The organism is Stenotrophomonas sp. Sm10 (assembly GCF_030985515.1).
Taxonomy (GTDB): Bacteria; Pseudomonadota; Gammaproteobacteria; order Xanthomonadales; family Xanthomonadaceae; genus Stenotrophomonas; species Stenotrophomonas hibiscicola.
In genome coordinates this window covers 1-19,392 of the sequence record NZ_JAPTFO010000047.1, presented here as the reverse complement: position 1 = coordinate 19,392, position 19,392 = coordinate 1, and the positions used below count along the sequence as shown (strand labels likewise).

Annotated in this window: 18 protein-coding genes; 6 read left to right on the top strand and 12 right to left on the bottom strand. The window is 67.2% G+C overall.

From position 1 onward, the window contains the following. Positions 1-4 precede the first annotated feature (4 nt). The 3 genes from O0J15_RS13700 to aceB form a co-directional block, all read right to left on the bottom strand. On the bottom strand, positions 5-1,045 hold the full coding sequence (locus O0J15_RS13700; RefSeq protein ID WP_019661878.1) for a diguanylate cyclase: 1,041 nt from the start codon (positions 1,043-1,045) through the stop codon (positions 5-7). A gap of 304 nt (positions 1,046-1,349) precedes the next feature. Beyond that, positions 1,350-2,651 (bottom strand): isocitrate lyase, encoded by a 1,302-nt coding sequence (gene aceA, locus O0J15_RS13695; RefSeq protein ID WP_019661879.1) that lies wholly within the window; start codon positions 2,649-2,651, stop codon positions 1,350-1,352. 64 nt (positions 2,652-2,715) lie between these two features. Next, positions 2,716-4,338, bottom strand: a complete 1,623-nt coding sequence (aceB, locus tag O0J15_RS13690; protein WP_021203746.1) for a malate synthase A — start codon at positions 4,336-4,338, stop codon at positions 2,716-2,718. A 110-nt stretch (positions 4,339-4,448) separates the two neighbouring features. Between aceB and O0J15_RS13685 the strand changes: the two genes are divergently transcribed. After that, a complete protein-coding gene (locus O0J15_RS13685; protein WP_019661881.1) occupies positions 4,449-5,417 on the top strand; it encodes a LysR family transcriptional regulator in 969 nt (322 codons plus the stop codon). 295 nt (positions 5,418-5,712) lie between these two features. After that, a complete protein-coding gene (locus O0J15_RS13680) occupies positions 5,713-6,630 on the top strand; it encodes a LysR family transcriptional regulator (RefSeq protein WP_019661882.1) in 918 nt (305 codons plus the stop codon). 128 nt (positions 6,631-6,758) lie between these two features. Here the strand turns inward: O0J15_RS13680 and O0J15_RS13675 are convergent, their stop codons facing one another. After that, complete coding sequence (locus O0J15_RS13675) at positions 6,759-8,015, bottom strand: MFS transporter (RefSeq protein ID WP_188250590.1); 1,257 nt, start codon at positions 8,013-8,015, stop codon at positions 6,759-6,761. A gap of 124 nt (positions 8,016-8,139) precedes the next feature. Beyond that, a complete protein-coding gene (gene lepB / locus O0J15_RS13670; protein WP_171953257.1) occupies positions 8,140-8,766 on the bottom strand; it encodes a signal peptidase I in 627 nt (208 codons plus the stop codon). A gap of 257 nt (positions 8,767-9,023) precedes the next feature. On the opposite strand from lepB, the gene O0J15_RS13665 reads away from it, so the two are divergent. Beyond that, positions 9,024-9,425, top strand: a complete 402-nt coding sequence (locus tag O0J15_RS13665; RefSeq protein WP_021203742.1) for a hypothetical protein — start codon at positions 9,024-9,026, stop codon at positions 9,423-9,425. Positions 9,426-9,428: 3 nt separating this feature from the next. Next, positions 9,429-9,875, top strand: coding sequence for a 3-dehydroquinate dehydratase (locus O0J15_RS13660; RefSeq protein WP_004153636.1), 447 nt, complete (start codon positions 9,429-9,431; stop codon positions 9,873-9,875). Positions 9,876-9,992: 117 nt separating this feature from the next. Here the strand turns inward: O0J15_RS13660 and dcp are convergent, their stop codons facing one another. The 3 genes from dcp to arfB form a co-directional block, all read right to left on the bottom strand. Beyond that, positions 9,993-12,149: a peptidyl-dipeptidase Dcp gene (gene dcp, locus O0J15_RS13655; protein WP_019661886.1), complete on the bottom strand. Its 2,157-nt coding sequence runs from the start codon at positions 12,147-12,149 to the stop codon at positions 9,993-9,995. A gap of 111 nt (positions 12,150-12,260) precedes the next feature. Then, the gene (locus O0J15_RS13650) at positions 12,261-12,863 is read right to left on the bottom strand and encodes a lysophospholipid acyltransferase family protein (protein ID WP_010487088.1); all 603 of its coding nucleotides are present in this window, start codon (positions 12,861-12,863) and stop codon (positions 12,261-12,263) included. Positions 12,864-12,867: 4 nt separating this feature from the next. After that, complete coding sequence (gene arfB / locus O0J15_RS13645; protein WP_005420755.1) at positions 12,868-13,299, bottom strand: alternative ribosome rescue aminoacyl-tRNA hydrolase ArfB; 432 nt, start codon at positions 13,297-13,299, stop codon at positions 12,868-12,870. Between the two features lie 133 nt (positions 13,300-13,432). Here arfB and O0J15_RS13640 point away from each other — a divergent pair, with 133 nt between their 5' ends. Next, a complete protein-coding gene (locus tag O0J15_RS13640; RefSeq protein WP_019661887.1) occupies positions 13,433-13,960 on the top strand; it encodes a DUF2059 domain-containing protein in 528 nt (175 codons plus the stop codon). A 70-nt stretch (positions 13,961-14,030) separates the two neighbouring features. Here O0J15_RS13640 and O0J15_RS13635 read toward each other — a convergent pair whose 3' ends face one another. The 4 genes from O0J15_RS13635 to O0J15_RS13620 form a co-directional block, all read right to left on the bottom strand. Next, entirely contained in the window at positions 14,031-14,774 is a 744-nt protein-coding gene (locus O0J15_RS13635; RefSeq protein ID WP_207049543.1) for a pseudouridine synthase, read from the bottom strand. 155 nt (positions 14,775-14,929) lie between these two features. After that, the gene (locus O0J15_RS13630; protein ID WP_019661889.1) at positions 14,930-15,508 is read right to left on the bottom strand and encodes an O-methyltransferase; all 579 of its coding nucleotides are present in this window, start codon (positions 15,506-15,508) and stop codon (positions 14,930-14,932) included. A 5-nt stretch (positions 15,509-15,513) separates the two neighbouring features. Beyond that, positions 15,514-17,169, bottom strand: a complete 1,656-nt coding sequence (gene ubiB / locus O0J15_RS13625) for a ubiquinone biosynthesis regulatory protein kinase UbiB (protein WP_058979718.1) — start codon at positions 17,167-17,169, stop codon at positions 15,514-15,516. Further along, positions 17,166-17,801 (bottom strand): SCP2 domain-containing protein, encoded by a 636-nt coding sequence (locus tag O0J15_RS13620; RefSeq protein ID WP_021203737.1) that lies wholly within the window; start codon positions 17,799-17,801, stop codon positions 17,166-17,168. The genes ubiB and O0J15_RS13620 overlap by 4 nt, the downstream gene beginning before the upstream one ends. A 381-nt stretch (positions 17,802-18,182) precedes the next feature. Between O0J15_RS13620 and ddlA the strand changes: the two genes are divergently transcribed. Beyond that, entirely contained in the window at positions 18,183-19,277 is a 1,095-nt protein-coding gene (ddlA, locus tag O0J15_RS13615) for a D-alanine--D-alanine ligase (protein ID WP_308305811.1), read from the top strand. The last annotated feature ends 115 nt before the right edge of the window (positions 19,278-19,392 follow it).

The window sequence follows — 19,392 nt, the reverse complement described above, 5'->3', positions numbered from 1 at the left end:
CTCCCTATTGGCCGTCCGGATCATTCGCCCAGCGCAGGCAGTTGCCGCCATCGCGCTTGGCCTGGTACAGCGCGCGATCCGCGCGCGCGTACCACTCGCTCCAGCCTGCCTCCGGCGCCAGCAGGCACGCACCGATGCTGACCAGGCTGACATGCGGCGTACCGGGGCTGCGTTCGAGCAGGCCATGCACCGCGCTGAGGATGAACTCGGCCGCGTGCTGCACGATCTCGTGGTTGCCGCGGCGCAGGATGAGGCAGAACTCATCACCGCCAAGGCGGCAGGCCAGGTCATGCTCGCCGGCCATCGAGCGCAGGATGTTGCCCATGCTCTGCAGCACGCGGTCGCCGGCCTGGTGGCCGTGGCGGTCGTTGATCTGCTTGAAGCGGTCACAATCGATCAGCAGCAACGCCTGCGGCAGCCCCTCGGCACGCTCGCGGCACTCCTGCAGGTACAACGTGAGGCCACGGCGGTTGTGCAGCCCGGTCAGTTCATCGGTGCGCACCAGCTCGCGGGTATGGGTCAGCTGATGAGTGGTGATGTACAGGTTGTCCAGCGCGGTTTCCAGATCGTGGTTGCGGCGCCGCAGCTGGCTGATCAGGGCCTGTTCGTTGGTCAGCACGCGCATGATCGTGCGACGCAGGAAGTACGCCACCAGCCCGGGATCGGATTCGACCAAGCGGTGGAAATCGGCCGGCCCCAGCTCCAGGACATCGCAATCGACCAGCGCGCGCGCGCTGGCGCTGCGCAGGTGGTCGCCAACCAGCAGGCCCAGTTCGCCGAAGAACTCATACTGCCCGAGTGTCTTGATCACCAGGTCCTCGCCGAAGTCCAGTTCGATCTGGCCGTCGAGGATCACATACATGCGCTCGCCGCGGTGGCCCCGCTGGAACAGCCACTGTCCGGCATGAAGCTTGCATGGGCGGGCGAATCTGGCAAACAATGCCACCTCGGCATCCGACAACAGCGCATGCACGATCTCGGCCATCGCCACCCGGGCGATACCTGTCGTCATATCACTGTTCTCGGCCGCACCCCTGCCGGTCATTCCCTGCACCCGCCGCCAGCGTCCCCTGGTGAGCCGCGGAGCATAGCACCGCTTTAAAGTGTGCGCCCTATCTCATTTTGAGCCTCAGGGCGCTCTTGTGTGATGTGAAGATCGGTGGTGGCCCGTTCTGGTCACCCATGTCCGGGCAAAACCCCTGCTGGATCAATCCGATGCCGGGTTTCACAGGATTTCGGCCAAGTTGCGGCCAAGGGGGTGCGCCTGATTGACGCTGCCTGCCGGCCGCCGCGCCTTTGCACCGATACAACAACGCCGGCAGGTCCCCCGACCGGCCGGCACTACCGCATCACGCCGCGCGTTCGCTGCGCCCGCCATGGAACTGCTCTTCCTCGGTGGAGCCGGTCAGCGCGGTGGTCGACGACTGCCCCTGCTGGATCGCCTGGGTCACCGCATCGAAGTAGCCGGTACCGACTTCACGCTGGTGCTTGACCGCCGTGAAACCGCGCTCGGCCGCTTCGAACTCGGCTTCCTGCAGCTCCACGAAGGCGCTCATCTGGCGGCGTGCATAGCCGTGGGCCAGGTTGAACATGCCGTAGTTCAGCGCGTGGAAACCGGCCAGGGTGATGAACTGGAACTTGTAGCCGTAGCTACCCAGTTCGCGCTGGAACTTGGCAATGGTGGCGTCGTCCAGGTTCTTCTTCCAGTTGAAGCTGGGCGAGCAGTTGTAGGCCAGCAGCTTGCCCGGGAACTTCGCGTGGATCGCCTCGGCGAACTTGCGGGCGAACTCCAGGTCCGGCTTGCCGGTCTCGCACCACACCAGATCGGCATAGGGCGCGTAGGCCAGGCCGCGGCTGATCGCCTGGTCCAGGCCATTGCGGGTCTTGTAGAAGCCTTCCACGGTGCGCTCGCCGGTGGTGAACGGCTTGTCGTTGCCGTCGATGTCGCTGGTCAACAGATCAGCCGCTTCGGCATCGGTGCGCGCCACCAGCAGGGTCGGCACGCCCAGCACGTCGGCAGCCAGGCGCGCGGCGTTGAGCTTCTCGATGGCCTCGCGGGTCGGCACCAGCACCTTGCCGCCCATGTGCCCGCACTTCTTCACCGAGGCCAGCTGGTCTTCGAAGTGCACGCCGGCCGCACCGGCCTCGATCATCGCCTTCATCAGTTCGAAGGCGTTGAGCACGCCGCCAAAACCGGCCTCGGCATCGGCCACGATCGGCTGCAGGAAGTCGATGTCGTCCTTGCCTTCGGCATGATGCAGCTGATCGGCACGCAGCAGGGTGTTGTTGATGCGCTTGACCACCGCCGGCACCGAATCGGCCGGGTACAGCGACTGGTCCGGATACATCTGCCCAGCCAGGTTGGCGTCGGCCGCCACCTGCCAACCGGACAGGTAGATCGCCTTCAGGCCCGCCTTGACCTGCTGCATGGCCTGGTTGCCGGTCAATGCACCCAGCGCGTTGACGAACTCGCGCTCATGCAGCGACGCCCACAGCTTCTCTGCACCCAGGCGGGCCAGCGAATGCTCGATGTGGACGGTGCCGCGCAGGCGCACCACGTCGGCGGCGCTGTAGTTGCGCTGGATGCCTTCCCAGCGCGGGTTGGTGTCCCAGTCGTGCTGGATCTGTTCGGCAGTGGGCAGCTTGCTCATGTCTTTCTCCAGTTCGGTTAGTGCGTGCAGCGGGGAGTGAAACGGCAGGAGGGCCGGCAGTCGGTCAATCGATGCGCGCGTAGGCCGGCAGGGTCAGGAAATCGGTCAGTTCGTCACTGCGGCTCAGTTCGCCGAGCAGGGCGATGGCCTCGCCGATGCGCGCACCACCGGGCAGTACGGCGGTATCGCCCAGCCGTGCCGGCAGCTGCGAGAGGGTGGAATCCAGCAGCGCCAGATCGATCGCAGTGCCATCGTCCAGCTGCTGGCCCGGCGTATGCAGCCACTGCCACAGCTGGCTGCGGCTGATCTCGGCGGTGGCCGCGTCCTCCATCAGGTGATGGATCGGCACGCAGCCGTTGCCATCCAGCCACGCCGCCAGATAGCGCACGCAGACTTCCACGTTGCCCTCGAAGCCGGCGCGGGTGACGGTGCCCGGCGGCCGTGCGATCAGTTCGTCGCGGCCGACGCGCACATCCTGGCGCAGCACGCTGTGCTGGTTCGCACCGGGCATGTGTTCGTCGAAGATCGCCATCGCCACCGGAATCAGCGCCGGGTGCGCAACCCAGGTGCCGTCATGGCCGGCGGTGACTTCGCGCAGCTTGTCGGCGCGCACCCGGGCCATCGCCTGTTCGTTGGCGGCGGCATCGTTGTTGATCGGGATCTGCGCGGCCATGCCACCCATCGCATGCGCACCGCGGCGGTGGCAGGTCTGGATCAGCAGTTCCGAATAGGCCTTCAGGAACGGCTGGGTCATGGTCACCTGGCCGCGCTCGGGCAGCACGCGGTCGGCGTGGCGGCGGAAGGTCTTCAGGTACGAGAAGATGTAGTCCCAGCGCCCGCAGTTCAGGCCGACGATGCGATCACGCAGCGCGTGCAGGATCTCGTCCATCTCGAACACCGCCGGCAGCGTTTCGATCAGCACGGTCACCTTGATCTGGCCGTGCGGCAGGCCGAGCATGCCCTCGATATGCGAGAGCGCGGTCTCCCACAGCGCCGCCTCTTCCATGCTCTGCAGCTTGGGCAGGTAAAAGTACGGGCCACGATCCTTCGCCTGCAGGGTGCGGGCGTTGTGGAAGGCGAACACCGCTGCGTCGAACAGGCCACCGGCAAGGAACTGGCCGTCGATGCGCACGTGCTTTTCATCCAGGTGCCAGCCACGCGGGCGCACGATCAGCACCGCCTGCTCGTCGTACGGGCGCAGCGTGTAGTGCTTGCCATTGGGGGCGGTGTATTCCAGATCGCCGCGCACCGCCGCCGCCAGCGACTGCTGGCCGGCCAGCAGGTTGCGCCAGGTCGGCGAGGTCGAATCCTCGAAGTCGGCCATGAACACCTTGGCGCCGGAGTTCAGCGCGTTGATGACCATCTTCGGGTCGGTCGGGCCGGTAATCTCGACGCGGCGGTCCTGCAACGCGGCCGGCAGCGGGGCTACGCGCCAGTCGCCGCTGCGGATGGCGGCGGTGTCCTCGCGGAAGTCCGGCAGGCCGCCCTGGTCGAAGAATGCCTGGCGTTCACGGCGGGCCTGCAGCCTCGCCTGCCGGCCCGGTTCCACCGCACGGTGCAGCGACACCAGCAGGGCCAGCAGCGGCGCCGGCAGCAGGGTGTCCTGGCCGGCCACGCGGGTCGCCAGGGCGATGCCGGGGGTAGCCTTCGCGGCGGGGGTGGGAACAGCGGAAGCGACGGCGGACATGAGGCGACTCCAGCGGTGGGGGTACGGCTCCACGGTGCCGCCGGGCCTGAGTATTTGGCAAAACAGTTTTTGCAATGTTCTACATAAGTTGTGCTAATACTCGTGACACGATGAGTACACGCACCCCGCCAAGTCCGCGTTTTTCCTACAAATCCGACCGACTGAAGCCGTTGCGTGCGTTCTGCCAGACGGTGCGCCTGGGCTCGGTCTCACGGGCGGCTGAGGCACTTTTCGTCAGCCAGCCGGCGATCAGCCTGCAGTTGCAGGCCCTGGAACGGGAGCTGGGGGTGCCATTGTTCGAACGCAGCGGGCGGCGCCTGGTGCCCAGCCGCGAGGGCCAACTGCTGTACGAGATGGCGCAGCCGCTGGTGGAGAGCTTGGACGGGCTGGAGGCGCGCTTCCGCGACAAGGTACGCGGCCTGGACGCGGGCGAGCTGAACATCGCCGCCAACAGCTCGACCATCCTGTACCTGCTGCCGAAGATCGTCGAACGCTTCCGCCTGCACCATCCGGATGTGCGCCTGACCCTGCACAACGCGATCAGCGCTGACGGCACCGACCTGCTGCGCGAGGATGCCGCCGACCTGGCCATCGGTTCGATGACCGATGTACCGGCCGACCTGACCTACGCCCCGGCCTACCGCTTCGAACAGGTGCTGATCGCGCCGCACGACCATCCGCTGGCCAGCGGCGGCGAGCTGGAGCTGGCCGACATCGCGCGCTATCCGCTGGTACTGCCGCCGAAGCGGCAGATCACCTACCGCCTGGTCGACCAGGTATTCCAGCGCCACCGCATTGCCTACACCGTGGCGCTGGAAGTGGGTGGATGGGAAGTGATCAAGCAGTACGTGGCGATGGGCATGGGCATTTCCATCGTGCCGGCGCTGTGCCTGCACGAAGCCGACCGCGAGCGGCTGGCGGCGCGGTCGATGAAGCGCTGGTTCCCCGAGCGCAGTTACGGGGTGATCGTGCGCCGCGGCAAGGCACTGTCGGCGCAGGCGCGGGCGTTCATCGAGCTGATCCAGCCGGAGTTGTTCAGTCCGCGCGATTACGACCAGAGCGGGCATTCGGAGCGGTGAGGGGTGTTCGGCAGGGCTGCGCCCTGCACCCGCCGAAGCCGAAGCAACAGCAAAAGCCGGCTATCCGTGGGATGGCGGGGTGAGTCCGGTTGCGGGGGACGCTGTAAACCCGTCCATGGGGGCTTGGACGCGGCATCCATGCCGCTCACACCCCCGCAACCGGACCCACCCCGCCTTCGACAGTTGGTCGCTGCTGTTGGTGCCAGCTGCTGTTGGTGGGTGCCGACCGTTGGTCGGCACGGGATCGGATCCCATCTCTGATTCATTTCCGGCTGACGATGAATAAACTGGCCCCATGTCCATCGAACTGCGCCACCTGCGCTACTTCCTCGCTGTTGCCGATACGCTGCACTTCGGCCAGGCGGCCGAGCGCCTGGGCATGTCACAGCCGCCGCTCAGCCAGCAGATCCGGCAGCTGGAGGAACTGATCGGCGCGCGCCTGTTCGTGCGAAGCCATCGCCGCGTGCAGCTGACGCCTGCTGGGGAGCTGCTGCAGGAACGCGCGCGCGCAATCGTGCAGCAGGTGGAAACCGCGGTGGACGAGGTGCAGCGTGCGCAGCGCGGCGAGCAGGGTGAACTGCATATCGGCCTGACCCGGGCCACGCCGCTGTCGCCACAGATCCCGCGTTCGATCCTGCATTACCGCCAGCAGTATCCGCAGGTGCGGCTACAGCTGAGCGAGATGAATACGCTGCAGCAGATCGACGCGCTGCTCGATGGTTCACTGGACGTGGGCATCATCCGCAAGCGTGCGTTGCCGCCGGAACTGGTGGCACACAGCCTGTTCGTCGATCCGCTGGCGCTGATCGTGCATGCCGACCACCCTGCCCTGCGCAGGCTGTCGAAGCAGGGCACGGTGTCGTTGCGCGACTTCGCGCAGGAGCCGTTCGTGGCATTCCGGCGCAGCGCGGGCGCGGGCATCCACGACCACATGATCGCGTTGTGTGCGGCGGCGGGCTTCACGCCGCGCATCGTGCAGGAAGCCGGTGAAGCATCGACGTTGATCAGCCTGGCCGCTGCGGGCCTGGGTGCGGCGATCCTGCCGTCGTCGTGCGATCACATCCGGGTGGAAGGATCGCGCTTCGTGGCGTTGGCCGATGCTGGCGCGCATTCGGAAGTGCAGCTGGCGTGGCATCGCGAACGGGTGACGCCGCTGATCCGAAACTTCGCCGGGCTGCTGCGCGGGGCGTTCGCCGGTAGAGTCGACTGTTAGTCGACTATCGCGCGCAGCGCGGGTTTTCGCGATCTGATGGAAGAGCAGTCGACTGACAGTCGACTCTACCTCGGCAAAGCCGCTACACCGTGGTTGCCGGCCAGCGGCCGGCACTACCGTGCGTTGGGTCACGCGGTCACCGGCTGCGGGGCGCGGTGCTGCAGCGCCCAGACGATGCCACCACCGATCAGGGTCAGCACCGCGGCGAACGCACACACGCCCCACCAGTCCCAGGCCGCGTAGGCCAGGCCGCCGACCCCGCCCAGCACGCTGGAGCCCAGGTAGTAGGCGAACAGGTACAGCGCCGACGCTTCCGCGCGCATCGTACCGGCACGGCTGCCGACCCAGCTGCTGGCCACCGAGTGGCCACCGAAGAAGCCGAACGTGACCAGCGCGATGCCCAGTGCCATCGTGCTCAGCCACGGCATCGCCAGCAGCGCGATGCCGGCGCCGATCAGCGCGAACGAGATCGACAGGATGCGGCCGCGCCCGTACCGCGTAGCCTGCTGGCCCATCCACGCCGAACTGAAGGTGCCCACCAGGTACACGCTGAAGATCAGCCCGACCACGGTCTGGCTGAGGTGGTACGGCGGCGCCAGCAGGTGATAGCCCAGGTAGTTGTAGAGGGTGACGAACACGCCCATCAGCACGAACGAGGTGGCGAACAGCCACGGCAGGCCCGGGTCGGCGAACAGCAGGCGCCAGCGCGACGGCAACTCGCGCAGGCCATCGCGGCGGGGATGGAAATGGCGCGACGGCGGCAGCTGCAGCCACAGCAGCACGGTACTGGCGATGGCGATGATCGAGACCACGCCGATGCCCCAGCGCCAGCCCCAGTGATCGGCGATGATGCCGGCCAGCAGGCGCCCGCTCATGCCACCGATGGCGTTGCCGCCGATGTACAGGCCCATCGCCAGGCCCAGCGCGCGGCTGTCCATTTCCTCGACCAGGTAGGTCATCGCCACTGCCGGCACGCCGCTCAGCGCCAGGCCAAGCAGGGTGCGCAGCACCAGCAACGTGGTCCAGTCGTCCACCAGCGCCGTGCTCAGCGACAGCATGGCCGACGCCAACAGCGCAACGATCATCAACGGGCGACGGCCGACCGCATCGGACAGCAGGCCGGCCAACAGCATCGCCACCGCCAGCGTGCCGGTGGTCAGCGACAACGACATCGCGCTGCCTGCGGCCGACACGCCGAAGTGGCGGCTGAACTCGGGCAGCAGCGGCTGCACGGTGTACAGCAGGCCGAAGGTGGAGAAGCCGGCCAGGAACAGTGCCAACGCGGTGCGGCGGAAGGCCGGGGTGCCCTGCTGGATGCGGGTGTCGGTGCCGGTATCGAGAGTGGAGGGACGGCCTTCAACGGCCGCCGCAGTTTCGCCAGTCATGGAATCGAAGGGCCGGTGGGGACGGCCGGGCGTGGGAGGGAACGGGCCTCAGACTAGGCCCGTCGATCCAGTCGATCCATAACCTGATAGATCAGGATTGATATATAGGAAGTATCAATTCAGCTTACAGGCGTTGCCACTCGAAACCGTCACCGCGGCGGTAATACACAGCCACCGCCCGGCCGTAGACCTTGTCTGCATCGACGAAACCGAAGAAGCGGCCGTCGAAGCTGTTGCCACGGTGGTCACCCAGCACCAGCACCTTGCCCGCCGGCACCACCAGGTCAGCGATGTCAGGACCGCCCCCCATACCCAGATCGAGGCGGGCTCGGCGCTCGCCGAAGGCTTCCACGTCCTGCAGGTCGGCGGTCTGCAGCGGCTGGCCGTTGATGCTCAGGTGCCCTTCGTGCAGCTGCACATGGTCACCGGCCACCGCCGCCACGCGCTTGATCAGCCGGGTGCCGTCGGCCGGTGAATCGAACACCGCCACTTCACCACGCTGCGGAACGCCGGTGGACATCAGTTCCCTGCCGGTAAACGGCAGGCGCAGGCCATAGGCACGCATGTCCACCACTACCCGGTCGCCGGGCTGCAGGGTTGGCTGCATCGAGCCACTGGGCACCACGTAGTGGTTGGCCAGGGTATCGCGGGCGGCGGCGAGCAGGCCGAGCATCACCAGCAGCGGCAATGCTTCCTTCTTCAGCCAGAGCAGCGCGCGTTCGGGAAGGGGAGGACGGGCAACAGCATCCATGACAGGCTCCGGGTGGGTGGTCGCTGCATCAGACCACACTCGGGCGGGAGAGGTTCCCGCGCCGGCTTGTTGTAGAGCCGAGCCCGCGCTCGGCTGCTCTTCGAGTGTCGGTGCACGCCAGCCGAGCGCAGGCTCGGCTCTACAGGAAGGGTTACGCAGGTTTTACGCGCGCACCCGGCCACGGGCATCGCACCTTTACGGCCAGCACGTGCATCGTGTGCCCACCGCGCCGCAGGGCGCATTCCGCAAGGTGTTGTATGACCCTCCTGGTGATCCGCCACGCCTCTTCGTCGGCACCGCGTCCCCAACTGCCGGCACAGTTGGCCGGCCATCGCGTGCTGTGCAGCGACTGCGCCAGCCTGTCCGAAGTGCGCCAGTGCCTGTGCCAGCCGCAGGCGCGTTCGGCCGACTGGGTGCTGCTGGATGTCGGCGTGGCCGACGAGGCGCAATGGCAGGCCGAGGGTGGCGCACTGCAGGCGGCGCTGGAACGGCTGCCGGCGCAGTACATCGAGCTGCAGTCGCCCAGCGAGCCCGGCCTGGATGCGCGGCTGCGCCTGCAGCACGGCCCCGCCGCGGTAGTGGTCGACCAGCGCAGCCAGCAGGCCGGCTATCCGCTGTCGCTGGCCATCGTCGGCCGTCGCCTGGCGCAGGAGGGCTGAGCCATGTCGATCTTCATCATCCGCGGCCCGGAAGCCGCCGGCGCCTTGATCCGCACGGCAATGCCACTGCCGGCGCCGGTCCTGAAGTCGCTGGTGCATCGCGCGATCGATGCCGGCACCAGCGTGGCGATCCGTGCCTGCGGTTCGGAGCAGGAACTGCTGGATGCGCTGCGCGTGGCCGATCACAGCCGTGGCGAAGTGACACTGCTTGACCCGGGTGCGTGCGCCAACAGCCTGCGCCTGCAGCGCCTGCTGCCCTACCTGCACAATGCCTACGTGGAGGTCCACGACGACGGCGCGGTGGCCGAGCCCTGCCTGCCGGCCGGTGTCGGCCAGCGCTTGGGCATCGCCGCCGGCTATGGCGCGCAGAGCTATGTGCTGGCGTTGGATATCGCGCTCGATCACCTCGGGTTGGCCGAGCAGGCCAACCGGGTGCACGTGGGGACGTGATCCGCTTGTGTAGAGCCGAGCCCATGCTCGGCTGCGTCTCCAGAAAAAGCCAGCCGAGCATGGGCTCGGCTCTACACAAAGAAAAACGGCGGGGTTTCCCCCGCCGTTTTCGATTTCTTACTTCAGCCCGCGGAACTTCAGCAAAGGTTCCACCGACGGGTCCTTGCCGCGGAAATCGCGGTACAGGGTCGACAGCTCCACGCTGTTGCCGCGCGAGAGGATCTTGTCGCGGAACTCCTGGCCGTTGGCCGCCGTCAGGCCACCGTGCTCGGTGAACCACTGGTAGGCGTCATGGTCGAGCACTTCGGCCCAGAAGTAGGCGTAGTAGCCGGCCGAGTAACCGCCACCCCAGATGTGGTCGAAGTAGGTGGTGCGGTAGCGCGGCGGCACCTGCGGCAGGTCGACCTTGAACTTCTTCAGCGCGCTGGCTTCAAAGGCGCCGACATCCTGCAGCGGCGCGTCGGCCTTCTGGGTGTGCCAGGCCAGGTCCAGCAGCGCGGCAGACAGGTACTCGGTGGTCGCATAGCCCTGGTTGAAGCTGCGCGCCTTGAGGATCTTGTCGACCAGTTCCTGCGGCATCGCCTCGCCGGTCTTGTAGTGCTTGGCGTAGTTGGCGAACACCTTCGGATCCAGCGCCCAGTGCTCGTTGAACTGCGACGGGAACTCGACGAAATCACGCGAGGTGGCGGTGCCGGCAATCGACGGGTACTTCACGTTCGAGAACATGCCGTGCAGCGCATGGCCGAACTCATGGAACATGGTGGTGACGTCGTCGAAGCTGATCAGCGCAGGCTGGCCGGCGGCCGGCTTGGTGAAGTTGCAGACGTTGTAGACCACCGGCTTGGCACCGGTCAGGCCGTCCTGTTCGACGAACACGTCCATCCAGGCGCCGCCGGACTTGCTGTCACGCTTGAAGTAGTCGGTGTAGAACAGCGCCAGCGAGGTGCCGTCCTTGTCGAACACTTCGTACACCTTCATGTCCGGGTTGTAGGTCGGAATGTCGGTACGCGGCTTGAAGGTGATGCCGTACAGCTGGGTGGCGGCGTAGAAGACGCCGTTCTGCAGCACATTGTCCAGTTCGAAGTACGGCTTGATCTGCGATTCGTCCAGATCGTACTTGGCCTTGCGCACCTGCTCGGCGTAGAAGTCCCAGTCCGAAGCGGCGACCTGGAAACCACCCTTCTGCGCGTCGATCACCTTCTGGATCTCGCCGGCTTCGGCGCGCGCCTTGGCGGTGGCGGCCGGCACGGTGTCGGTCAGCAGCTTGAGTGCCGCAGCCGGGGTCTTGGCCATCTGGTCGCCCAGCTGGTAGTCGGCGAAGGTCTCGAAGCCGAGCAGCTTGGCCTTCTGCGCACGCAGCTGGGCCAGGCGCTGCACGGTCTGCCGGGTGTCGTTGGCATCACCGCGCTCGGCGCGGGTCTCCGAGGCCTTCAGCACGGCGGCGCGCTGGTCGCGATCGCTCAGCGAGCCGAGCACCGGCTGCTGGGTGGTGTTCTGCAGCGGCAGCAGGAACTTGCCGTCCAGCTTGCGTTCCTTGGCGGCGGCCGCGGCGTTGTTGATCGCATCCTCGTCCAGGCCGGCCAGCTTGGCCTTGTCGTCGACGACGACGGCCGCAGCGGCGGTGGCGGCCACCAGGCGGGTATGGAACTGGGTGGAGAGGGTGGTCTCTTCCACGTTGAGCTTGCGCAGGGTCGCCTTGTCAGCGTCGGACAGCTGCGCACCGGCGCGCACCAGGCCGTCGTAGTAGTGCTCGACCAAGCGCTTCTGCACCGGATCCAATTCCAGCGTGTCGCGCTGGTCATAGATCGACTTCACGCGCGCGAACAGCTTCGGATCGAGATTGATCTCGTCCTGGTGCGCAGCCAGCTTTGGCGCCACTTCTTCTTGGATCTTCTGTCGTGCATCGTTGGTATCGGCCTGGACCAGGCCGAAGAAGATGCGCGAGACGCGGTTCAGCGTCTCGCCGCTGCGCTCCATCGCCACGATGGTGTTGTCGAAGGTGGCCGGCTCGCTGCTGTCGGCGATCTTGCGCACGTCGGCCAGGTGCTGGCGCATCCCCTCTTCGAACGCCGGCAGGTAGTCGCTGTCCTTGATCTTGTCGAACGGCGGCGCCTGGAACGGCAGCGTGCTCGCACTCAGCAGAGGGTTGGTGGAGGCTTCGGCCGGCTGCTGGGCCGGGGTCTTCTGGGCATCGGACACGGGGGTGGACTCCTTGCCGGAACAGGCCGCCAACGCCAGGCTGATGGCGGCGGCCAGGACTACGGTACGCGACATGTAAAACACTCCTTGGGCAGACGGTACGGGATACCAGCCCTCCACCCTACTCCTGTCGCGCTCGCCCGGCATGTGCCGGACGTGGCGTCTATGCAGCGGCCTGCGGCAGGCTCAGACCGTACCGCGGGTCTTGCCGATCCAGGGCCGGTAGAACTCGCGGATCGCGGCCATGTCGGCAGCGTCATCACCACTGGGCGTGAACAGCGGGCCGATACCGATGGTCTTTTCCGGGTAGTGGAAGTACGCGGCAAGGATCGGCACGTCAGCCATCCGGGCGATCTTCAGGAAACCGGCCTTCCAGTCCTTCACCGCCTTGCGGGTGCCCTCGGGGGTGATGGCGAACCACATCTTCTCGTTGTTGCGCAGCAGGTCCACGGCCTGTCCGACGGTGCCCTGCGGCGAGCTGCGATCGAGCGGGATCACGCCCAGCCTGTGCAGCAGCGGGCCCAGCGGCCACCAGAACAGCGACGCCTTGCCCAGTACCTTCACCTTCATGCCCAGCGCGATCTTGGCCGCCATGCCCCACAGCCCATCCCAGTTGGACGAATGCGGGGCGATGATGAAGACCAGCCTGGGGATGTCAGGCAGGGTGCCGGTCACCTTCCAGCCGCCCATGCGCAGGGTGCAGCGCGCCAGCCAGCGCAGGAAGGCGTTGGGTTTGACCTGCGGCATCTGCGGCGGCACGGCCGGCAGCAACGAAGTCGGGTTGTTCAAGCAATCACTCCCAGTCACGTGATGAGCGCCCGCGCTTGATCTGCGCGCGCCCGCGTTTGGCGTCCAGACGACGCAGTTTCGACCCGAGGGTCGGCTTGGTGGCCTTGCGCGGCTTGGGCACGCTCAGCCCGGCCTGGATGAAGGCCGCCAGCCGCTCGCGCGCATCCTCGCGATTGCGATCCTGGGTCCGGAAACGTTGCGCATCGATGACCAGCACGCCTTCGCCGGTCATGCGCCGGTCACGCCGCGCCAGCAGGCGTGCGCGCAACGGTTCGGGCAACGAAGGCGAGTTGGCCACGTCGAAACGTAGTTCCACCGCGGTGGAGACCTTGTTGACGTTCTGGCCACCGGCACCGCTGGCACGCACGAACCGCTCGACGATCTCGCCGTCGGGGATTTCAAGCTGCGCGCTGATGGTGACCGGTCCACTGCCCATCCGCGCATTGTAGCGGTAGCCACGTGCCGGAGTGCGGCATCGCGCGCCGTATGCCGCCGATCAGGTACCGAACACGCCGCCTTCGCCTTGGCTGCGGGTATGCTGGCCGTCCCATGTACCGCAGGAAGCCCGCATGACCCGCACCACACCCGCCCTGCCGTCCCTGCTGCGCCGCGCCGCCCTGCTGCTGGCGCTGGCCGTGGCCAGCGTTCCGGCCCTGGCCGCGCCACCGACCGATGGCGACATCAACCGCCTGCTGTCGGCCTCGCGTGCGCAGAGCATGATCGACACCATGCTGCCGCAGATCGAGGCGATGCAGCAGCAGCAGTTCCAGCAGGTGGCCGCACAGCGCCAGCTCAATGCCCAGCAGCAGGAACAGCTGAAGCGGATCCAGGCACGCACCAGCCAGACGCTGCGCCAGGCCCTGTCGTGGCAGCAGCTGCGGCCGATGTACGTGGACCTGTACAAGAAGACGTTCAGCAAGGAGGACGTGCTGGCGATGGCCGAGTTCTACGAGAGTTCGGCCGGCCAGAGCCTGCTGGACAAGACCCCGGCGCTGATGCAGAACGTGATGGTGGCCATCCAGGCGCGCATGCAGCCGCTGTTCGCGGATCTGCAGAAGGATCTGGAAGCCATCGTCAACGAGCCGGAAAAGAAATAACGGGGTGCGCCGGGCCACGCCCGGCCGCTGGCTGTAGAGCCGAGCCCACGCTCGGCTTACGGCAGCAGCATCAGGCGTCGTCCACCTGCCAGCCAAACAGGTCCAGCGCCTTCTGGAACCCGCCGTCCAGCGGCGCACGCACATCCACCGTGCTACCGTCCGGATGCGGGAAGCGCAGGCGCTCGGCGTGCAGCAGCATGCGGTGCACGCCCTGCATGCGGAAGATGCGGTTGTGGCGGCCATCGCCATGGCTGGTGTCGCCAATCATGTGGTGCGAGAGGTGCTTTAGGTGCCGGCGGATCTGCCGGAAGCGCCCCGTCTGTGGCTGGCAGCGCAGCAGTGCATAACGCGAACGGGTGAACTCACCGACCGGCACCGACAGCTCGCCCGTCGCCAGGCGCTGGAAGTCGGTGATCGCCGGCTTCTTCACCGGCTTGCCCGGGCCGCCATCCAGATCATGGTCCACCCGCCAGGACAGTTCCGCCGGCCATCCCCGGCAGACCGTCAGGTAGTCCTTCAACACTTCGCCGCCCATCAACGCCTTGCCCAGCGCGCTGGCGGTCTCGCGGTCGAAGGCCAGCAGCAGGCAGCCACTGGTGGCCCGGTCCAGGCGGTGCACGAGGAAGATCGGCCGCCCCAGCTGCTCGCGCAGGCGGTCGGCCAGGAAGTCGTCTTCGCCACGGGCCAGCTTGCTGTCGTGGACCATCAGCCCGGCAGGCTTGTTGACCACGGCCAGGCGCTCATCCAGGTGCAGCAACTGCAGGGGCGCGGTATCGGTCTCGACCGCGGCGAGGGTATCGGGTTCGGTGCTCACCGCGGGATTATCGGGGCTGGGCACTGAATGGGGTAGAGCCGGCCGCTGGCCGGCTGCCTCAGGGTCGTCTGGCTGCTGGGGTTGCCGGCCAGCGGCCGGCACTACCAGATCAGGCGCGGCCGGCCCTGCCGGATCAGGCGCGGGCAACGCTGCAGTCAGGCGCTGCGTACGGCCAACAGCTCGCCGTTGCCAACCGGCACCAGGCTGACGCTGAAGTCCGGATCAGCGTCCAGCAGCACGCGCAGCGGTTCCATTTCCTGCGCATGCGAGGTGGCGTTGTCCACCACCAGCAGGCCCCCCGGCCGCAGCACGCGGCGCAGCTGCGGCCACCAGCCGGCGTACTGCCCGCGGTCCGAATCGAGGAACAGCAGGTCAATGCTGGCATCGACGGCCTGTGCCAGCCACGGCCCTGCATCGTCGTGAACCAGCGTGATGCGATCGGCCAGGCCACTGCGCGCGAAGGTGTCACGCGCCATCGCCGCCTTGTCCTGTGCGTATTCCAGCGTGATCACGTGGCCGTCGATGGCGGCGGCAGCCTCGGCCAGCCACAGCGTCGAATAGCCGTTGGAGGTGCCGATCTCCAGCACCCTGCGCGCGGCGCCGAAGCGGACCAGCACGGACAGGAATTCACCCGTGTCCGGCGTGATGTTGAGCATGCGGCGGCCACGCGCGCTCTCGCGGGCGTCGTTGTCGGCGCCGAAGCGTGCCAGTTCGTCCTTGAGCGCTTGCAGCATGGGACCTACTTCCACCACGCGCGCGCCAGCGCCACTGCGCCCAGCGCACCGGACAACCAGCTCCACATTGGCAGGTCGCCCCAGTACCAGCCCGGCGGCTGCAGCACGTACATGAGCGCGGCAATGGCCAGCAGGCCCACGCCAGTGATCGCCCCCACCGCGCGCTTCTGCAGGCGCTGCACGCTGGCGTCCAGAGCGGCCAGGTCGCGCGAGCGCATCGACAGTTCATGGCGGCCTTCCACCTGCTGGGTCAGCCAGGCGTGTACCAGACGTGGCATGTCCGGGGCATGGGTCATGATTTCCGGCAGGCGCTTGCCGATCTCGCGTACCACCCGGCGCGGGCTGTAGCGCTCGCGCAGGATCTTCGCCAGCACCGGCTTGGCCACCGCCCAGATGTCGATCTGCGGGTCCAGCTGGCGGCCGACGCCTTCGATGTTCAGCAGGGTCTTCTGCAGCAGGATCAGCTGGGGCTGCAGGGTCAGCTGGTAACGCTGCGCCACGCGGAACAGCTTCATCAGCACTTCGGCCAGCGAGATCTGCGACAGCGGCCGGGTGAAGTAAGGTTCGCAGACCGATCGCACCGCCGCTTCCAGATCGTCGATGCGTACGTGGTCCGGCATCCAGCGCGCCTGCACGTGCAGTTCGGCAATGCGGCGGTAGTCACGGTTGAAGATGGCCATGAAGTTCTCGGCCAGGTAGTACTGATCTTCCTGCGAGAGCTGGCCCATGATGCCGAAGTCCAGCGCGATGAAGCGCGGGTTGGCGCGACGCGCCGGATCGGTGTCGACCCAGATGTTGCCGGCATGCGCATCGGCATGGAAGAAGTTGTCGCGGAACACCTGGGTGTAGAACACCCGCACGCCCTTGGCGGCCAGCGCCTTGCGGTCGATGCCGGCCTTGTCCAGCGCGGCGATGTCGTCGGACGGAATGCCCCACACGCGCTCCAGGGTCAGTGCGCGCTCGGCCGTATGGCTCCAGATCACTTCCGGCACGTACAGGTCGTCGCTGTTTTCCCAGAAGCGGCGCAGCACGCTGGCATTGGCGCCTTCGCGCTGCAGGTCCAGCTCGGCGGCCAGGGTGTTCTCGACCTCGGCCACCACTTCGCGCGGCCGGATTTTGTCGGCGCGCGGGTGGGTGCGCTCGACCAGCGCGGCCAGCGAATTGAGCAGGGCGATGTCGGCGTCGATCTGCTTCTCGATGCCCGGGCGAAGTACCTTGACCACCACCTGGCGGCCATCGGCCAGCGTCGCCGCGTGCACCTGCGCGATCGAGGCCGAGGCCAGCGGTTCGGTGTCGAAGCTGGCGAAGGCCGCACTGACCGGCAGGCCGAGCGCGTCCTCGACGATGCGGCGCGCGGTCTCGCCATCGAACGGCTTGACCCGGTCCTGCAGCAGGGTCAGTTCATTGGCCACGTCCGGTGGCACCAGGTCGCGGCGGGTGGACAGGATCTGGCCGAACTTGACGAAGATCGGGCCGAGGTCCTGCAGCGCCAGGCGCAGGCGTGCACCGCGCGACTGTGCGGCGATGTCGGCCGAGGCCCGCGGCACGAACGGCTTGGCCAGGCGCAACCAGCGCTCGGCCGGTGTGCCCTGCAGCAGGTCGTCGAGGCGGTAACGCAGGATCACCCGGCCGATGCGGCTGGCCCGCAGCACGGCCTTCATGCGGCACCCCGCAGGCGCTGCACGCGTGCACCCAGACGCTCGACGTCGTCGCGCAGCACGTCCACGTCATCGTGGAAGGCATCCAGCTCGGCACGCGGCACCACATCGCGCGATTCCTCGGTGATGAACTCGGCGGCGCTGTGGGCCAGATCGATCGCGCCCTGGCGCGCGTGCTGCAGGCCGTTGCGCAGGGTGTTGGCAACCTGCACGCCCAGTACCTCGCCGAATACGCTGACGAAGGGCTGCTGCCAGTCCGGGTCGAAGCCCTTGGCCAGCTGCTGCAGGCGTCGCGCCAGTTCGGCATCGCCGGCCACGCGCACGCGACCCTTGCCGTTGCTGTCACCGCGCCGCGCGTTGGCCAGCAGCGGCAGCTGCGCCAGCACGCCGGCCAGGCTGCTGCGCACGGCCAGGTCGGCTTCCTGCGCGTCCACCGGGCCGACCCGCAGCTGGTCGCCGTCGACGCTGATGCGCATCGCCAGCGACGGCGCTTCCAGGGTCAGGTCGATGTGGCGGCCGTCGAGGCTGGCCAGGGCATGGCGGGTATCCGGATCCAGCGCCAGGGCGCGGTTCAGGGCGATCTGCAGGGCGCGGCCAGCGACCGGCTTGAGGGACTTGAGCAGGGAAGGAGCCATAGGCGCATTCTACCTGCGTGGGTGGGGGGCTTGGGCCGGTAGTGCCGGCCGCTGGCCGGCAAGATCAACATCAAAAGCTGGCTATCCGTGGGATGGCGGGGTGGGTCCGGTTGCGGGGGACGCTGCAAGTACGTCCATGTAAGCTCGGTCGCGCCATCCATGGCGCTCACGCCCCCGCAACCGGACCCACCCCGCCTTCGACAGCTTGCTGCGATCTGTCGGGACGGCGTTCTGTGTTGCTGTTGGTGGGTGTCGACCTTGGTCGACACGGTAGATCCACGCCATGCGTGGATGGATTTCTGGTTCATCTGTGCCTCACGCGGTGGGCCGATGAAGGTTCATGCTATGAGGCCACGCAACGCACAGGACATCGCATTCCCCATGGCACGGACCCGGGTCGGCATCATCTTCGGTGGCAAGTCATCCGAGCACGAAGTTTCCCTGCAGTCGGCGAAGAACATCCTCGATGCGCTTGATCGCGAGCGCTTCGAGCCGGTGCTGGTCGGTATCGACAAGCAGGGTCAGTGGCATCTGAGCCAACCCGATACCTTCCTGATCAATGCCGATGATCCGTCGCGCATCGCCCTGCATCGGTCCGGTACGTCGCTGGCGGTGCGCCCGGGCGCCGAGCAGGCGCAGCTGCAGCCGTGCGATGCGGCCAGAGCGCTCGGCCAGATCGATGTGGTGCTGCCGATCGTGCACGGGCCGCTGGGCGAGGACGGTGCGCTGCAGGGGCTGCTGCGCATGGCCAACCTGCCCTTCGTCGGTTCACCGGTACTGGGTTCGGCGGTGGCGATGGACAAGGACGTGACCAAGCGCCTGCTGCGCGACGCCGGGCTGCAGGTGGCACCGTGGCTGTGCATCCGTCGCCATCAGGCGGCGGCAGTCGATGTCGATGCGGTGATCGCGCAGCTCGGCCTGCCGTTGTTCGTGAAGCCGGCCAACCAGGGTTCGTCAGTGGGGGTGAGCAAGGTCAAGGATGCAGCGGGCTTCGCCGAGGCGCTGGCATTGGCGCTGCGCTACGACCACAAGGTGCTGGTGGAATCGGCGGTGGTCGGCCGCGAGATCGAGTGCGCGGTGCTGGGCAATGCGCATCCGCAGGCCAGCCTGTGCGGCGAGGTAGTGGTACACGACGAGTTCTACGCCTACGACACCAAGTACATCAACGACGATGGCGCCGACGTGGTGGTGCCGGCAGACATTGATGGCGCAACGCAGGCGCGTATCCAGCAGATCGCGCTTCAGGCCTACCGGGCGCTGGAGTGCGCGGGCATGGCGCGCGTGGATGTATTCCTCACCGCAGCGGGCGGGATCGTCATCAACGAGGTCAACACGCTGCCGGGCTTCACCCGCATCAGCATGTACCCGAAGCTATGGGGCGCCAGCGGCGTGGACTACACCACGCTGATCACGCGCCTGATCGAACTGGCGCTGGAGCGCCACGAGGCCGATCGCGGACTGCAGAGCGCTGTGTAGCGGCGCTGTGTGTAGCGTCGAGCCATGCTCGATGATCCTCTGTAGAGTCGAGCCATGCTCGACTCACGAGAAGCAGTCGAGCACGCTCGACTCTACAAAGGGGCGTGGGGGCCCC

Bases quoted from the DNA above. Each gene is read 5' to 3' on its own strand.
- O0J15_RS13700 (WP_019661878.1), bottom strand. From the start codon at position 1,045: ATGACCGGCAGGGGTGCGGCCGAGAACAGTGATATGACGACAGGTATC.
- aceA (WP_019661879.1), bottom strand. From the start codon at position 2,651: ATGAGCAAGCTGCCCACTGCCGAACAGATCCAGCACGACTGGGACACC.
- aceB (WP_021203746.1), bottom strand. From the start codon at position 4,338: ATGTCCGCCGTCGCTTCCGCTGTTCCCACCCCCGCCGCGAAGGCTACC.
- O0J15_RS13685 (WP_019661881.1), top strand. From the start codon at position 4,449: ATGAGTACACGCACCCCGCCAAGTCCGCGTTTTTCCTACAAATCCGAC.
- O0J15_RS13680 (WP_019661882.1), top strand. From the start codon at position 5,713: ATGTCCATCGAACTGCGCCACCTGCGCTACTTCCTCGCTGTTGCCGAT.
- O0J15_RS13675 (WP_188250590.1), bottom strand. From the start codon at position 8,015: ATGACTGGCGAAACTGCGGCGGCCGTTGAAGGCCGTCCCTCCACTCTC.
- lepB (WP_171953257.1), bottom strand. From the start codon at position 8,766: ATGGATGCTGTTGCCCGTCCTCCCCTTCCCGAACGCGCGCTGCTCTGG.
- O0J15_RS13665 (WP_021203742.1), top strand. From the start codon at position 9,024: ATGACCCTCCTGGTGATCCGCCACGCCTCTTCGTCGGCACCGCGTCCC.
- O0J15_RS13660 (WP_004153636.1), top strand. From the start codon at position 9,429: ATGTCGATCTTCATCATCCGCGGCCCGGAAGCCGCCGGCGCCTTGATC.
- dcp (WP_019661886.1), bottom strand. From the start codon at position 12,149: ATGTCGCGTACCGTAGTCCTGGCCGCCGCCATCAGCCTGGCGTTGGCG.
- arfB (WP_005420755.1), bottom strand. From the start codon at position 13,299: ATGGGCAGTGGACCGGTCACCATCAGCGCGCAGCTTGAAATCCCCGAC.
- O0J15_RS13640 (WP_019661887.1), top strand. From the start codon at position 13,433: ATGACCCGCACCACACCCGCCCTGCCGTCCCTGCTGCGCCGCGCCGCC.
- O0J15_RS13630 (WP_019661889.1), bottom strand. From the start codon at position 15,508: ATGCTGCAAGCGCTCAAGGACGAACTGGCACGCTTCGGCGCCGACAAC.
- ubiB (WP_058979718.1), bottom strand. From the start codon at position 17,169: ATGAAGGCCGTGCTGCGGGCCAGCCGCATCGGCCGGGTGATCCTGCGT.
- O0J15_RS13620 (WP_021203737.1), bottom strand. From the start codon at position 17,801: ATGGCTCCTTCCCTGCTCAAGTCCCTCAAGCCGGTCGCTGGCCGCGCC.
- ddlA (WP_308305811.1), top strand. From the start codon at position 18,183: ATGGCACGGACCCGGGTCGGCATCATCTTCGGTGGCAAGTCATCCGAG.